The organism is Streptomyces sp. NTD91 (assembly GCF_059510455.1).
Map to the genome: position 1 here is coordinate 105,595 of NZ_JCAJZW010000013.1, position 15,630 is coordinate 121,224.

The following is a 15,630-nucleotide window of genomic DNA, read 5'->3' on the forward strand; positions in this document are numbered from 1 at the left end:
TGCGTGCAGGCGGTCGCTCCGGCGTTGGTCGTCCGCTCCGGGCCCGTGGTGGAGCCGCACGTGCTTGTGGGCCCACACGGTCCAGGAGATCGCTTCGTCCCCCCAGGACCAGTTGAGACAGTGCGTGCTTCCGCGGTGCACCGAATCCGTTGGCGGCTGCGGCCGGTCCGGCGCCGAGGAATCCCACGACGTGGTCAACCGGATGCGCTCGGTGACGACCGACCCCGGCCGGGGTCCAATGATCACGAGGCGAACAGGCTGGGGTTCGATCCACGGGGAGACGGCAACCCGCTTCGTGCGTGCGGCAGGGTTCGGATAATGATCGTCCTGTTGTCGGTGGGGCCCGGTACGCTCGAAAGCACGATGACAGAGGACCTCTCACCGGCCGAGCGGTACGCGGCAGCCCGCAGGCGGGCAGCCGAGCAGGCCACCGCGCTCGCGTCCTTCCGCGAGATGTACGACTTCGGCCTCGACCCCTTCCAGATCGAGGCCTGCCAGGCACTCGAGGCGGGGAGGGGCGTCCTGGTGGCCGCCCCCACCGGCTCCGGCAAGACGATCGTGGGCGAGTTCGCCGTCCACCTCGCCCTGCAGCAGGGCAAGAAGTGCTTCTACACGACACCCATCAAGGCGCTGTCGAACCAGAAGTACGCCGACCTGTGCCGTCGCTACGGCACCGGCAAGGTCGGCCTGCTCACCGGCGACAACAGCGTGAACTCCGAGGCGCCCGTGGTCGTCATGACCACCGAGGTCCTGCGGAACATGCTCTACGCCGGCTCCCAGACCCTCCTCGGCCTGGGCCATGTGGTCATGGACGAGGTGCACTACCTCTCCGACCGCTTCCGCGGCGCCGTCTGGGAAGAGGTGATCATCCACCTCCCCGAGTCGGTGACGCTGGTGTCACTGTCGGCGACCGTCTCCAACGCCGAGGAGTTCGGTGACTGGCTGGACACCGTCCGCGGCGACACCGAGGTGATCGTCTCCGAGCACCGGCCCGTGCCGCTGTTCCAGCACGTGCTCGCCGGGCGGCGGATGTACGACCTGTTCGAGGAGGGCGAGGGCCACAAGAAGGCCGTCAACCCCGACCTCGTCCGCCTGGCCCGCATGGAGGCCACCAGACCGGCGTACCAGGACCGCAGACGCGGCAGGTCCATGCGCGAGGCCGACCGGGAGCGGGAGCGCCGGCAGCGCTCGCGGGTGTGGACACCGGGCCGGCCCGAGGTCATCGAGCGCCTCGACTCCGAGGGCCTGCTCCCGGCGATCACCTTCATCTTCAGCCGCGCCGCCTGCGAGGCCGCCGTCCAGCAGTGCCTGTACGCGGGCCTGAGGCTCAACGACGAGGAGGCGCGGGACCGGGTCCGCGCGCTGGTCGAGGAACGCACCGCGCACATCGCGCCGGAGGACCTGCACGTCCTCGGCTACTACGAGTGGCTGGAGGGCCTGGAGCGCGGCATCGCCGCCCACCACGCGGGCATGCTGCCGACCTTCAAGGAGGTCGTGGAGGAGCTGTTCGTGCACGGCCTGGTCAAGGCGGTGTTCGCCACCGAGACCCTCGCGCTCGGCATCAACATGCCGGCCCGCTCGGTGGTGCTGGAGAAGCTCGTCAAGTGGAACGGCGAGCAGCACGCCGACATCACGCCCGGCGAGTACACCCAGCTCACCGGCCGCGCCGGCCGCCGGGGCATCGACGTCGAGGGCCACGCGGTCGTGCTGTGGCAGCGCGGCATGAGCCCCGAGCACCTCGCAGGTCTCGCGGGCACGCGCACGTACCCGCTGCGCTCCAGCTTCAAGCCGTCGTACAACATGGCGGTCAACCTGGTCGAGCAGTTCGGGCGGCATCGCTCCCGCGAGCTGCTGGAGACCTCCTTCGCGCAGTTCCAGGCCGACAGGTCGGTGGTCGGGATCTCGCGCCAGGTGCAGCGCAACGAGGAGGGCCTGGCCGGTTACCAGGCCTCCATGACCTGCCACCTCGGTGACTTCGAGGAGTACGCGCGGCTGCGCCGTGAGCTGAAGGACCGGGAGACCGAGCTGGCCCGGCAGGGCGCGAACCAGCGCCGCGCGGAGGCCGCCGTCGCCCTGGAGAAGCTGAGGCCGGGCGACGTCATCCATGTGCCGACCGGCAAGTACGCGGGTCTCGCGCTCGTGCTGGACCCCGGGCTGCCCGCCGGACGTTCCAACGGCCACCGCGGCTTCGACCACCACGACGGCCCGCGCCCGCTGGTGCTGACCGCCGAACGGCAGGTCAAGCGGCTGGCGTCGATGGACTTCCCGGTGCCGGTGGAGCCGCTGGACCGGATGCGGATCCCGAAGTCGTTCAACCCGCGCTCGCCGCAGTCCCGCCGGGACCTCGCGTCCGCGCTGCGTACCAAGGCCGGGCACATCCCGCCGGAGCGCGCGCGCAAGAAGCGCTCCCGGGCCGCCGACGACCGCGAGATCGCCCGGCTGCGCACCGCGATCCGCGCGCACCCCTGCCACGGCTGCAACGACCGTGAGGACCATGCCCGTTGGGCCGAGCGCTACCACCGGCTGCTGCGCGACACCTCGCAGCTGGAGCGCCGTATCGAGGGCCGCACGAACACCATCGCGCGGACCTTCGACCGGATCGTCGCCCTGCTGACCGAGTTGGACTATCTGCGCGGCGACGAGGTCACCGAGCACGGTCGACGGCTCGCCCGGCTCTACGGCGAACTGGACCTGCTGGCCAGCGAATGCCTGCGCGAGCAGGTCTGGGAGGGGCTCAGTCCCGCCGAACTCGCCGCCTGTGTCTCGGCGTTGGTGTACGAAGCGCGGGTCGGCGACGACGCGATGGCGCCCAAGCTGCCCTCGGGCAAGGCCAAGGCCGCGCTCGGCGAGATGATCCGGATCTGGGGTCGGCTGGACGGTCTGGAGGAGGAGTTCCGGATCAGCCAGACCGAGGGCGTCGGGCAGCGCGAGCCGGATCTGGGCTTCGCCTGGGCCGCGTACATGTGGGCCTCGGGCAAGGCGCTGGACGAGGTGCTGCGCGAGGCGGACATGCCGGCTGGTGACTTCGTGCGGTGGTGCAAGCAGGTCATCGACGTGCTGGGCCAGATCTCCGCGGCGGCCCCCGCGGCGGAGGGCTCGACCGTGCCCAAGGCCGCGCGCAGGGCCGTGGACCAGCTGCTGCGGGGTGTGGTCGCCTACTCCTCGGTGGGCTGAGCGCGCGCCCGGTCCCGGCGCATCCGAGGATTTCCCCCTCGGGGTGATCCACGTCCGACTGCGGCCCCGGTGTCAGGGGTCGTACGAGCCGTTCACCCATCACGGTGAGCGGCTTTCGTACACCTGTATGCCGTTACTGTGCGTGTTCGAATGAACGCTCGGCGTGCAAATGGCGTCGAGCGTACTCCTGTCATACCGGCGATTTCAGGTGCTTGCCGAATATGACACGGGCGATGTTCCGGCCGGACTAAGCTCGCCCGCGGCGCGCCGAGTTGAGGTGAATTCGTGCGCCTGTTCCCAATCATGCGTTGGATCCCGACAGTTCATGAACCTTCCCCCCGCAAGCACCCCCGACACCCAGCCGATTCGTCCCAGAAGGCATCCATGGTGAGTGTGCAGAAGCCTCCCGGTGGCCGTGAACGTCCCTACGCGCGCGTGCTGGTGCCGCCGGCCCTAGTGATGACCGCCGCGATCGGTGCGGGCCTCGCGCTGGGCCCGGCGTCGGCCCGGATCGCCGTCGGCGCGGTCGGGGCCGTGGCCCTGCTCCTGATCCTCGTCACGGCCGCGGAGGCCGCACGCCGCGGCAGGACGCTGCGCGCGGAACGGGCCGAGAACGCGCGGCACACCGCGTATCTGGAGCACCGGCTCGCCGCACACGACGAGCTGATGATGCGCTTCGCCACCGAGGTCATCCCCAACGGCCACCTGCGGCTGCGCGCCGGAGAACCGCTGCGCGACGTGATGGTCAACGGCTACGACGTCGACCCCGAGCTGCGCAGACTGCCCGATTCCTACCGTGAGATGTTCCGGGCCGCCATGCGCGGCGCCGACCGCGAGATCTCGATGCGCGACGCCACCGAACGCTCCTACGTGAGCATCGCACGCCGCGTCCAGGCCATCGTCCACCAGCAGTCCAACGAACTGCGGGAGATGGAGGAGGACCACGGCCGCAACCCCGAGGTCTTCGACGACCTGCTGCGCATCGACCACGGCACCTCGCTGATCGGCCGTCTCGCCGACACCATCTCCGTCCTCGGCGGCGGCCGCCCCGGCCGGCAGTGGCCGCTGCCCGTCTCCCTCTACAGCACGCTGCGCGGCGCCATGTCGCGGATCCTCGAGTACCGCCGCATCCAGCTCAGCTCCATCGTCAACATCAACATCAAGGGCACCAGCGTCGAGCCGGTCATCCACGCCGCCGCCGAACTCCTCGACAACGCCACCCGCTACTCGCCGCCCACGGCCAAGGTGCACGTCACCGCCACCGAGGTGCAGGCCGGTATCGCCATCGAGATCGAGGATGCCGGCGTCAGCCTCACCGAGGAGTCCCGCGCCCGCATCGAGAAGATGATCGAGGACGCCAAGAACCTCGACGACGCGCACAACCTCGGCGACAGCCCGCGCCTCGGTCTCGCCGTCGTGGGACGGCTGTGCCGGATGTTCGACATGGAGGTCTCCCTGCGGGCCTCCGCCTACGGCGGCTGCCGCGCGATCCTCGTCGTGCCCCGCGTCATGACCACCACGGAGCCCGGCGTGGGCGCCGCCCACGGCATCGGTGCGACCGGCACCCCGATGCCCGAGCTGGGCGCCGTCGAGGGCCCCAAGCGCCCCCCGAAGCGGCGCCGCCCCACCAGCCCCAAGATCCCGGCCGGGATCTCCATGGAGGACGACGTCCCGGTGGTCACCGAGTGGACGGCGGGCGGCCTGCCGCAGCGCCGCAGCCGGGTGAAGACCCCGATCAGCCAGCGCCTCGCCGAGCAGGCCGAGATCGAGCAGGCCGAACGCGAGGGCAGGCCGACGATCTGGTCCCGGCCGAGACCCGAACCCGAGCCCGAGATGGACCCCGAGATCAAGAGGCTCAGGGAGCGGCCCATCGGCCAGGGCATCGAGGACTTCTGGAACGGCCTGCGCAAGGGCATGCCCGAGGACGCCACCGGACCCGAACTGACCGACTTCACGAGGCACCCGGAAAAGTACGTGCACCTGCTCAACGACTACGCGGACGAGCCCGCCGAGGGCGCCACCTACGCAGACGACGAGGGGGACCTCAAGTGATCCAGCAGCGAGGCAACATCGACTGGATGCTCAAGCAGCTCAACGACGGCGTGCCGGGCATCGAGATGATCGTGGTCCTCTCCGCGGACGGGCTGCGCATCGCGCGCTACGGCGGTGACCCCGACGCCGCCGACCGGGTCGCCGCCGCCTGCGCGGGCGTACAGAGCCTGGCCGGCGCCATCATCCAGGAACTCCCGGGCGCCGGTGACCTGAAGGTCGTCGTCTTCGAGATCGACGGCGGCTACTTCTACCTGATGAACGCCGGGGACAACGCCTACCTCGCCGTTCTCGCCGACGTGACCTGCGAGCCCGGTCGGATGAGCGGCATGATGCGGGACCTCGTCGTCCGGATCGGCGCCCATCTCACCAGTCCGCCCCGGCGGAACGGGCAGACCGTATGACTCCTCCGCGACGCAAACGGCGCGAGCCGAACCCCCCACCGCCACCCCGGCAGGTGCCGCCCCCGCCGGCGGACGGCCAGGCCGGGCCCAGGAACCCCGAACGGCTCTACGCCGTCGCCGGATCCGACGGCACACGCGCCGAACTCGACCTTGTGACGCTGATCGTGGCGTGCGACGCGCCCGAACCGACCGCCTCACCGGAGCAGGCCGCCGTCCTGCGGCTGTGCGCCAACCCCCTGTCCGTGGCCGAACTCTCGGCCTATCTGAACCTGCCGTTCAGCGCGATGACCGTCCTGATCACCGAGCTGATCACGGCCGAACTGGTGCAGGTGCGCGCCCCGGTCGTCCGCCGGGCGCGCCCCGACCGTTCACTCCTCGAAGCGGTGATGCATGGACTTCAACGCCTCTGACACCGTCCCCGGTCCACGCACCGAGGACCACCTGCCGCACACCGCACAGGCCGCGGTGAAGATCGTGATCGTGGGCGGCTTCGGCGTCGGAAAGACCACCATGGTCGGTTCCGTCAGCGAGATCAGACCGCTGACCACCGAGGAGACCATGACCCAGGCCGGCATCGGCGTGGACGACGACTACGGCTCCGAGACCAAGACGGCCACCACCGTGGCCATGGACTTCGGCCGGATCAGCATCAGCGACAAGCTGGTGCTCTACCTCTTCGGCACCCCCGGACAGGAGCGCTTCTGGTTCCTGTGGAACGGGCTGTTCGAGGGTGCGCTCGGCGCGGTCGTCCTCGTCGACACCCGACGCCTGGAGGTCAGCTTCGACGTGATGGGCCGGCTGGAGGAACGCGGCGTGCCCTTCGTCGTCGCCGTCAACTCGTTCCCGGACGCGCCCCGTTACCCCCTCGAGGAACTGCGCACCGCGCTCGACCTGACCCCGGAGATCCCGATCGTCGAGTGCGACGTACGCCGCCGGGCCTCCAGCAAGGAGGTCCTGATGACCCTGATGCGTTTCCTGCACTCCATCGCCCTGTCCCGCACCCTCGCCCGACCCGTGGCCCCGACCGACGACCCCGCACCGTCCTTTCGCTCCGGAGCGACACCGTGACGTCTGAATCGCCCTCGCTGACCGACACCGACCCCACCCCCGGACCGCCGCCCGGCTGCCCCGCGCACGGCATCGGCCCCGGCGGGCTGCGCCGGCTCTACGGCCCCGACGCCGAGGACCTGGGCGCCCTCTACGAACGGCTGCGGGAGGAGCGCGGCCCCGTGGCACCCGTGCTGCTCCACGACGACGTGCCGATGTGGGTGGTCCTCGGGCACGCCGAGAACCAGCACCTGGTGCGCAGCCCCTCGCTCTACACCCGGGACAGCCGGATCTGGAGCCCCCTGGCGGAGGGCATGGTCAAACCCGACCACCCGCTCATGCCGCACATCGCCTGGCAGCCGATCTGCTCGCACGCCGAGGGCGACGAACACGAGCGGCTGCGCGCGGCGGTCACCGCGGCCATGGTCCCCATCGACCACCGCACCCTGCGCCGGCACATCGGCCGCTACACCCAGGGACTGGTCAACAGGTTCTGCGAGCGCGGCCGGGCCGACCTGGTCTCCCAGTTCGCAGACCATCTGCCGATGGCCGTCATGTGCGAGATCCTCGGCATGCCCGAGGAGTACAACGACCGGATGGTGCAGGCCGCGCGGGACGCCCTGAAGGGCACCGAGACCGCCCTGCAGAGCCACGCCTACGTCATGGACGCGCTGAGCCGGCTCACCACCCGGCGCCGCGCCCGGCCCGAGGACGACTTCACCAGTCACCTCATCACCCACCCGGCCGGACTCGGTGACGACGAGGTCCGGGAACATCTGCGGCTCGTGCTGTTCGCGGCCTACGAGGCCACCGCGAACCTCCTCGCCAACGCGCTGCGCATGGTCCTGACCGAGCCCGGGTTCCGCGCCCGGCTCAGCGGCGGCCAGATGACGGTGCCGGAGGCGATCGAGCAGTCCCTGTGGGACGAGCCGCCGTTCAGCACGGTGCTGGGCTACTACGCCAAGCAGGACACCGAGCTGGGCGGGCAGCGCATCCGCAAGGGCGACGGGCTGCTGTTCGCGCCCGCGCCGGGCAACCTCGACCCGCGCATCCGTCCCGACCTGTCCGCGAGCATGCAGGGCAACCGCTCCCACCTCGCCTTCGGCGGCGGCCCGCACGAATGTCCCGGCCAGGACATCGGCCGGGCCATCGCCGACGTCGGCGTCGACGCCCTGCTGATGCGCCTTTCCGACATCCAACTGGACTGCCCGGTGGAGGAGTTGCGCTGGCGTTCGTCCGTCGCGTCCCGGCACCTGGTCTCGCTGCCGGTGCGCTTCGAGCCGAAGCCGCAGCAGGACGTCGACATGCTGCCGAAGCCCGTGCCCGTCCCGCCGCAGCGCACCTGGCAGGCCGGTGCCCAGGGCCCCGGCCGGACGGCTGCCGCCGGGCCCGCCCGTCCTGCCGCGCCCGAGCCCGCCGCCACGGCGCAGCAGGCGGCGCCGCGCCGGCCCGGCATCTGGCGGCGACTGCTCGACTGGTGGCGGGGCGAGTGACGGGTGCTCCGCGCGGCGATCCGCCGGGGGTCTGTGAAGCGCGGAGGGCCTGCAAGGCGCCGGACAGCGCCGTCGGTCGTCCGAGGCCGGCCGCCCCCGAGCCCCCCGCCTCTGTCCGGCTTCGGGGCTCGCGTCGCCGCGGCAGCCGCGGGCCGATGCCGTCTCAGGCGTCTTCGGGGCGTGTCCGGCCCCGGTCCGCCCAGGCGTCGTACGACTCCCAGGCCCGGAGCACACGTCCGCTGACGAACGTGTGCTCCGCGCCGGTGACCGGATCGGTGAACTCCAGCCTGCGGGCGAGCAGCTGCAGCGGGCGCCGGAAGTCGCCGGGCGGCACCGGGGCGGTCACCTCCGGATACAGCGGATCGCCGAGGATGGGCACGCCGAGCGCGTTCAGATGCACCCGCAGCTGATGGGTCTGCCCGGTCGCCGGAACGAGCCGGTACCGGGCAAGACCGCTGCGGCGCGCGGCCAGTTCGACGTACGTCTCGGCGTTCGGCTCGCCCGCCACATCCCGGGCCGCGTGCACCCCGCGCTCCTTCACGATCCGGCTGCGCACGGTCCGGGGCAGTTCCAGCGCGGGGTCGTACGGCGCGACGGCCTCGTACTCCTTGCGCACCAGCCGGTCCCGGAACAGCGTCTGGTACGCACCGCGCTCCTCGGGCCGGACCGTGAACAGCACCAGCCCCGCCGTCAGCCGGTCCAGGCGGTGCGCGGCGGTCAGCGTCGGCAGGCCCAGCTCGCTGCGCAGCCGGGCCAGCGCGGTCTCGGCCACGTGGCTGCCGCGCGGGGTCGTGGCGAGGAAGTGCGGCTTGTCCGCGACGACGATGTGCTCGTCCCGGTGGACGACCTCCACCGGGTACGGCACCGGCACCTCGGCCGGCAGCTCGCGGTGGAACCACACGAACATGCCCGCCTCGTACGGCGCGTCCGGCGTGACCGCCCGCCCGTCGGCGTCGACGACCGAGCCCGCGTCGAACATCGCCTCGACCAGGCCGGGCGGTGCTCCGGTCAGCCGCTGCACCAGATGCTCCCGCACGGTGGCCCACGTCCCGCCGTACGGCAGCCGCACCCGAACGGGGTCAACCCCGTCGCGCTGGGGGAGCGGGGCGGGCGGGGGCGGCGTACGGCGTCTCATCGGGGTCAAGGGTACGAGCCCCCGGCCGGTGGGCCGTGGGGCACGCGGTCGGCATGATGTGGATCATGCCGTATCTCAACAGCCCGGTCGTTCCGGCCGGAACCCTCGCCCGCATTCCCCAGCCCGGCCTGCCCACCGGCGACGGCCTGCTGCTGCGCCCCTGGCGGGCGACGGACGCGCCTGCCGTGTACGCCGCCTTCCAGGACCCGCTGATGCACCAGTGGCACATCAGATCCGCCGACTCCGTGGAGGAGGTCGCCGGATGGATCAACCAGTGGCAGAGCGGCTGGAGGGACGAGCGCCAGGCTCAGTGGGCCGTCGTGGACGCGGACACCGGCGAGCTGCTCGGCCGGGTCGCGCTGCGCCGGATCCTGCTGGGTGACGGCTGCGCCGAGGTCGCGTACTGGACCGTGGCACGCGCGCGTGGGCGCGGTGTCGCGGCCCGGGCCACCGCCACGCTGGCCCACTGGGCGCTGGAGGAGATCGGCCTGCACCGGCTCGAACTGTCGCACGCCGCAGCCAACCAGGCCTCCTGCCGGGTCGCCGTGAAGGCGGGCTTCGCCGCCGAGGGCACCAGGCGCAGTGCGCTGCTCCACGCGGACGGCTGGCACGACATGCATCTTCACGCGCGCGTGCGGGGCGACTGACCGGCGTCGGGGTGAACCGTCCATACGCGATACATCGCGTGCATTGACCGACGCGACTGAAACACGATATGTTCGCCTGCGGATATTCGGAAGCGAGGGGGTCGCCGTGGCCATGAAGCGCCGAAAGCTCGGCAACCCGCTGGCGCTCGCGGTGCTGGCGACCCTCCGGCAGAAGCCCATGCACCCGTACGAGATCGCCCAGACCCTGCGCCGCCAGGGCAAGGACGCCAGCACGAAGATCAAGTACGGCTCGCTCTACACGGTCGTGCAGAACCTGGAGAAGCACGGCCTCGTCGAGGTGACCGACGTCGAGCGGGCGGGCAACCGCCCCGAGCGCACGGTGTACGGGCTGACCGACGCCGGGCGCGATGAGCTGACCGAGTGGCTGTCGGACCTCATCGCCGTCCCGGTCAAGGAGTTCCCGATCTTCGAGACCGCCCTCTCGCTCGTGGGCGCGCTGCACCCGGACGAGGTGGTGCGACTCCTCGAGGAGCGGCTCACCGCGCTGGAGATACAGGTGGCGAGCGGCAGGGGAGCGCTGCAGAAGCTGTACGAGACGCTGCCGAGGCTCTTCCTCGTCGAGACCGAGTACCAGCTGCACATGACCGAGGCGCAGGCCCAGTGGGTCCGCGGCTTCCTGGCCGAGATCAAGGAGGGCACGCTGCCCGGGGTCGACGACTGGCGGCGCTACCACGAGACGGAGGAGCTGCCACCGGACATCGCCGCGACCCCCTGAGACAGAAACACGACCCCGGCGGGGCTGTTGCAGCAGCTCCGCCGGGGTCACGAACCCCGAAATGGATCCGCCGTGCGGCGGCTCCGGGCGATCGAGGTGCGGCACACCCAGGATAGCCCGGCGCTCTTCACGTGGATCTTCCGTCCTTCGCACACGTAGGAGAGCAGTCGTCATGAACACCCGTGCGCCCGCAGTGGAGGCGCGCCAGCTGACCAAGACCTATCCCGGTGGCATCACCGCGCTCAGCGGCATGGACATCACCGTGGCACCGGGCACCGTCTTCGGACTCCTCGGCCCCAACGGCGCCGGCAAGTCCACCACCGTCAAGATCCTCACCACTCTGGCCCGCCCCGACTCCGGCACCGCCACCGTCGCCGGGCACGACGTGCTGCGCCACCCCGACCGGGTGCGCCGCGCGATCGGCGTGGTCGCCCAACGGTCCGGCGCCGACCCGGTCGCCACCGGCCGGGAGAACCTCCAGCTCCAGGGCCGCCTCCACGGGCTCTCCGGAGCCGCGCTGAACCGCCGGGTGGGCGAGCTGCTGGAGCGCTTCGCGCTGGCCGACGCCGCCCGCCGGCAGGTCAAGGGCTACTCGGGCGGCATGCGCCGCCGCCTCGACGTCGCCCTCGGGCTGGTGCACCGGCCCGAGGTGCTCTTCCTGGACGAGCCGACCACCGGCCTCGACCCGGAGGCGCGCACCGCCATGTGGGAGGAGATCGGCCGGCTGGCCGGCGAGGAGGGCCTGACGATCCTGCTCACCACCCACTACCTGGAGGAGGCCGACCGGCTCGCCGAGCGCGTGGCGATCGTCGACCGCGGCAGGATCGTGGTCGAGGGCACCCCGGACGCCCTCAAGGGCGAACTGCGCGGTGACGCCGTCCACCTGGAGCTCGCCGAACCGGTCGGCGCGGCCGGCCACACGCTGCTCACCGGCACCCTGACCGCCCTGCCCGGCGTGCACGAGGCGCTGTGCGAGGGCCGTCGGATCAGCGTCCGCGCCGACGACGGGGCGGCCCGTGTGCCCGCGCTGCTCGCCGCGCTGGACCGGGCCGGGGTCACCGTGACCTCGGCCACCGTCGCCCGGCCCTCGCTGGACGACGTCTACCTCCGTCACGCGGGCCGCCGGTACGCCGAGGCCGGGGCGGAGACCCCGAGCGTGCTCGCCGGAGGTGTGCGATGAGCGCCGCCCTCACCCAGACCTGGTACATGACCCAGCGTCAGCTGCGGGTGTTCTCACGGCAGCCCGCCTACGCGGTCATCACTCTGGTCCAGCCGGTGATCTGGCTGTTCCTGTTCGGCAGCCTGTTCAAGAAGATCGTCCAGCTGGGCGGCTTCGGCACCACCTCGTACCTGGACTACCTGGTGCCCGGCGTCGTGGTGATGAGCGCGCTCAGCTCCAACATGTGGGCGGGGATGGCCACCCTGGAGGAGATCCAGCGCGGCACTCTGGACCGCTTCCTGACCACCCCGGTCAGCCGGGCCGCGCTGATGAACGGCAATGTCGTCAACAACGGCCTGGTCACCGCCTTCCAGTCGGTGGTGATCGTGCTGCTCGGACTGCTCGGTGGCGCCGACTACCCCGGCGGCGCCGGCGGCATCGCGGTCCTCGTACTGGCCGCAGTCCTGCTCGGCACGGTTTTCGGGGCGCTGTCCAACGCGCTCGGCATGCTCGTGGGTGAACGGGAGTCGATCATCGGCATCAACACCTTTCTGCTGCTGCCGCTGACCTTCCTGTCCAGCGCCTTCATGGCGCCCTCCCAGATGCCCGGCTGGATGCGGCACATCGCCGACTTCAACCCGCTCAACTGGGCGATGACCGCAGGCCGTTCGGCGATGTCCGCACACCCCGACCGGTACGTCGTCCTCGGCCGCGGCGGCGCACTGCTGGGCCTGGCGACCGTGGCGGTGTGGCTGTCCATCCGCGCCCTGCGCTCCTACCAACGGTCGGTGTGATGATGTAGGACATGCCGCCCTACGACCTCGCGAACCGGCTCGTCGTCGGTGTCGCCTCCAGCGCCCTGTTCGACCTGAGCGAGTCGGACGCCGTCTTCCGCGAGCAGGGCGAAGAGGCCTACCGGGCCCACCAGGAGGAGCACGTCGACGATACGCTCCGGCCCGGTGTGGCGTTCGCGTTCATCCGCAGACTGCTGTCCCTGAACGACCTCGGCGAGCCGGACGACCCGCTCGTCGAGGTCATCATCCTCTCCCGCAACGACCCGGACACGGGCCTGCGGGTCATGCGGTCCATCCAGGCCCATGAACTGCCCGTCACCCGCGCCGTGTTCATGCAGGGAAGGTCACCGCACGCGTTCATGACCGCGTTGAACATGTCCCTGTTCCTGTCCGCGAACGGCGACGACGTGCGCGCGGCGGTCGCCGCCGGCCTGCCGGCCGGGCACGTGCTCGGGTCGTCGTACGCGGACGACCCCGCCGACCGGGAACTGCGGATCGCGTTCGACTTCGACGGCGTCCTCGCCGCCGACGCCGCCGAGCGGGTGTACCAGTCCGGCGGTCTCGAGGAGTTCCGGGCGCACGAGAGCCGTAACGCGGCCACCCCGCACGACCCCGGACCGCTGCGCGACTTCCTCGCCGGCGTGAACCGGATACAGCGCCGGGAGGAGGAACGGCGCAGGACCGACCCGGACCACCCGAGCCGTATCCACGTCTCCATCGTGACCGCGCGGGCGGCGCCGGCGCACGAGAGGGCGGTGCGAAGCCTGAAGCAGTGGGGCGTGACCGTCGACGGCGCGTTCTTCCTCGGCGGCATCGAGAAGGACGCGGTGCTGAAGGTGCTCAGACCCCACATCTTCTTCGACGACCAGGTGACCCACCTGCGCAGCACGTCCCGCACCACGCCCAGCGTGCACGTCCCGTTCGGACTGCTCAACGAGACCTGACCGGGCCGGGCTTCACGCCGCCGCCGCGCTGCTCTCCTGCTCGGCCTCGATACGGGCGTTCCACTCCCGCTTGGAGGCCTGCCAGCCGTCCTCGTCGTGGCCCAGACGCCAGTAGCCGGAGATCGACAGGTCCTCGCGCGGGATGTTCAGCTCCACCCGCAGCAACCGGCGCAGCTCCCTCACGAACCCCGCCTCGCCGTGTACGAACGCTCGCACCCGGCCCTCGGGGAACCGAAGCCCTCGTACGGCCTCGAGCAGCGCCTCGCCCACCGGCCGGTCACCCCGGTGCAGCCAGACGACCTCCACGCCGGAGTCGATCTTCTGCTCCTCCTCGGGCCCGGACACCTCAACGAAGGCGTGGACACGGGCGCCGGCGGGCAGCGCCTCCAGGGACCGGGCGATCGCCGGCAGCGCGCTCTCGTCACCGGCGAGCAGATGCCAGTCGGCGGCCGGGTCGGGCGCGTAGGCACCCCCGGGACCCATGAAACGCACGGCCTCGCCCGGCCGCACCCGCATGGCCCACGGCCCGGCCAGACCCTCGTCGCCGTGGACGACGAAGTCCAGGGTCAGCTCGCGGTGCCGGGGATCCCAGGCGCGCACGGTGTAGGTCCGGGTCACCGGCCACTGCTCGCGCGGGAACTCCGCCCGGATCCGCTCCAGGTCGAACGGCTCGGGGTAGGTCACGCCCGCAGGGCCGAAGAGCAGTTTCACGTAGTGGTCGGTGCAGGTGTCCGCCGCGAAGTCGGCCAGGCCTTCTCCGCCCAGCACCACCCGCTGCATGTGCGGGGTCAGCCGCTCGGTGCGGACCACATGGGCGGTGCGGGTCTTGCGCGGCTTTCGCACGGGACGCTCTGCCATCACGACCTCCAGCAAGATGGTTAGGTTTACCTAAGTTAACATCCCCTCAGGGGTAACACCTCTTCCTCGAGTGCCACCGGAGCGCCCTTTGCCGGAATATTCCGGTCGAGATCACGCGCGCGGCTCGGTGAGTGTGGCAATCAGCCGCTGCAACGAACCCCCGAGCCCCCACCGTTCGGCCAGCCGGTCCAGGGCGACCGGGTCGCGCGGCGTGTGCGGCAGCACGGTGTGCACGTCCGGCAGCGGCACGTCGTCGGCCACCCGCACCACCTTCGGCGCGACCGCGACATACGGCCGGGCCTCGTCGAGCCGCCTGCGCTGCGACGGCGTGAGATTCGCCCGCGGGTCGTCGACCGCCGCCATGATCCCGGCCAGGTCCCCGAACACGGCGAGCAGCTTGGCGGCCGTCTTCTCGCCGATCCCGGCCACGCCCGGCAGACCGTCGCTCGGATCGCCGCGCAGCAGCGCCAGATCCGCGTACCCCCGCCCGTCGACGCCGTACTTCTCGCGCAGCACCGCCTCGTCGGTCAGCTGCAGCGTGCCGACCCCCTTCAGCGGATACAGCACCCGGACACCGCGCGCGTCGTCCACCAGCTGGTACAGATCGCGGTCGCCGGTGACGATGTCCACCGGGCCCGTGGCGCGCGCGGTGAACGTGCCGATCACGTCGTCCGCCTCGTACCCGGCGACGCCCACCCGGGCGATCCCGAGCGCGTCCAGCACCTCCTCGATGACCGGCACCTGCGGGGACAGGGTGTCCGGCACCTCCTCCACGTCCGGCGCGTCCTCGTGCTCCTCGGCGACCCGGTGCGCCTTGTACGTGGGGATGAGGTCCACCCGCCACTGCGGCCGCCAGTCGGCGTCCATGCAGGCCACCAGGTGCTCCGGCCGGTGGTCCTTCACCAGCCGGTCGATGAAGTCCAGCAGCCCGCGCACGGCGTTCACCGGCGTGCCGTCCGGTGCCTTCACGGAGTCGGGAACGCCGAAATAGGCGCGGAAGTACAGCGAGGGGGTGTCCAGCAAAAGGAACTTTCCAGATCTGGTGGTCATGCCGCCAGGATCGCATCGCTGCCCGCTGGACGTGCCGGAACGGTGAACGCCCCAGGAGGTCCCCGTGCGCCGCCGTACGACAAGTGGGCCCCGGTCGCCGGGAGGGCGCCAGCAGCCGGGTGGCCGGGTGAGCCGAGCGC

Annotated in this window: 13 protein-coding genes and 1 pseudogene; 11 read left to right on the plus strand and 3 right to left on the minus strand. The window is 71.4% G+C overall.

Annotated features, from left to right (window positions below; all coding sequences use genetic code 11):
- The first annotated feature begins 318 nt into the window (after positions 1-318).
- The 6 genes and pseudogenes from AC5WRT_RS16360 (at position 319) to AC5WRT_RS16385 (ending at position 8,167) form a co-directional block, all read left to right on the plus strand.
- On the plus strand, positions 319-3,174 hold the full coding sequence (locus AC5WRT_RS16360; protein WP_496094737.1) for a DEAD/DEAH box helicase: 2,856 nt from the start codon (positions 319-321) through the stop codon (positions 3,172-3,174).
- Between the two features lie 384 nt (positions 3,175-3,558).
- Entirely contained in the window at positions 3,559-5,226 is a 1,668-nt protein-coding gene (locus AC5WRT_RS16365; protein ID WP_496094738.1) for a sensor histidine kinase, read from the plus strand.
- Positions 5,223-5,627 carry a roadblock/LC7 domain-containing protein gene (locus AC5WRT_RS16370; protein WP_330341041.1) on the plus strand — a complete coding sequence of 135 codons (405 nt, stop codon included), beginning with the start codon at positions 5,223-5,225 and terminating at the stop codon, positions 5,625-5,627. The genes AC5WRT_RS16365 and AC5WRT_RS16370 overlap by 4 nt, the downstream gene beginning before the upstream one ends.
- Positions 5,624-6,037, plus strand: a complete 414-nt coding sequence (locus AC5WRT_RS16375; protein WP_496094739.1) for a DUF742 domain-containing protein — start codon at positions 5,624-5,626, stop codon at positions 6,035-6,037. The genes AC5WRT_RS16370 and AC5WRT_RS16375 overlap by 4 nt, the downstream gene beginning before the upstream one ends.
- Positions 6,018-6,632: pseudogene (locus AC5WRT_RS16380) on the plus strand (GTP-binding protein); the annotation flags it as partial. The gene AC5WRT_RS16375 and the pseudogene AC5WRT_RS16380, both read left to right, overlap by 20 nt.
- 59 nt (positions 6,633-6,691) lie before the next feature.
- The gene (locus tag AC5WRT_RS16385; protein ID WP_496094740.1) at positions 6,692-8,167 is read left to right on the plus strand and encodes a cytochrome P450; all 1,476 of its coding nucleotides are present in this window, start codon (positions 6,692-6,694) and stop codon (positions 8,165-8,167) included.
- Positions 8,168-8,330: 163 nt separating this feature from the next.
- On the opposite strand, the gene AC5WRT_RS16390 is transcribed toward AC5WRT_RS16385, so the two are convergent.
- Positions 8,331-9,302 (minus strand): pseudouridine synthase, encoded by a 972-nt coding sequence (locus tag AC5WRT_RS16390; protein ID WP_496094741.1) that lies wholly within the window; start codon positions 9,300-9,302, stop codon positions 8,331-8,333.
- A gap of 65 nt (positions 9,303-9,367) precedes the next feature.
- Between AC5WRT_RS16390 and AC5WRT_RS16395 the strand changes: the two genes are divergently transcribed.
- The 5 genes from AC5WRT_RS16395 (at position 9,368) to AC5WRT_RS16415 (ending at position 13,582) form a co-directional block, all read left to right on the plus strand.
- Positions 9,368-9,949 (plus strand): GNAT family N-acetyltransferase, encoded by a 582-nt coding sequence (locus AC5WRT_RS16395; protein WP_496094742.1) that lies wholly within the window; start codon positions 9,368-9,370, stop codon positions 9,947-9,949.
- A 112-nt stretch (positions 9,950-10,061) separates the two neighbouring features.
- The gene (locus AC5WRT_RS16400; RefSeq protein WP_496094743.1) at positions 10,062-10,685 is read left to right on the plus strand and encodes a PadR family transcriptional regulator; all 624 of its coding nucleotides are present in this window, start codon (positions 10,062-10,064) and stop codon (positions 10,683-10,685) included.
- 172 nt (positions 10,686-10,857) lie between these two features.
- The gene (locus tag AC5WRT_RS16405) at positions 10,858-11,865 is read left to right on the plus strand and encodes an ATP-binding cassette domain-containing protein (protein ID WP_496094744.1); all 1,008 of its coding nucleotides are present in this window, start codon (positions 10,858-10,860) and stop codon (positions 11,863-11,865) included.
- Complete coding sequence (locus AC5WRT_RS16410) at positions 11,862-12,638, plus strand: ABC transporter permease (RefSeq protein ID WP_496094745.1); 777 nt, start codon at positions 11,862-11,864, stop codon at positions 12,636-12,638. The genes AC5WRT_RS16405 and AC5WRT_RS16410 overlap by 4 nt, the downstream gene beginning before the upstream one ends.
- An 11-nt stretch (positions 12,639-12,649) precedes the next feature.
- Positions 12,650-13,582 carry a 5'-nucleotidase gene (locus AC5WRT_RS16415; protein WP_496094746.1) on the plus strand — a complete coding sequence of 311 codons (933 nt, stop codon included), beginning with the start codon at positions 12,650-12,652 and terminating at the stop codon, positions 13,580-13,582.
- 12 nt (positions 13,583-13,594) lie between these two features.
- Here the strand turns inward: AC5WRT_RS16415 and AC5WRT_RS16420 are convergent, their stop codons facing one another.
- Entirely contained in the window at positions 13,595-14,440 is an 846-nt protein-coding gene (locus AC5WRT_RS16420) for a siderophore-interacting protein (protein WP_496094747.1), read from the minus strand.
- 111 nt (positions 14,441-14,551) lie between these two features.
- Positions 14,552-15,490: a 5'-3' exonuclease gene (locus AC5WRT_RS16425; RefSeq protein WP_496094748.1), complete on the minus strand. Its 939-nt coding sequence runs from the start codon at positions 15,488-15,490 to the stop codon at positions 14,552-14,554.
- Positions 15,491-15,630: the final 140 nt, after the last annotated feature.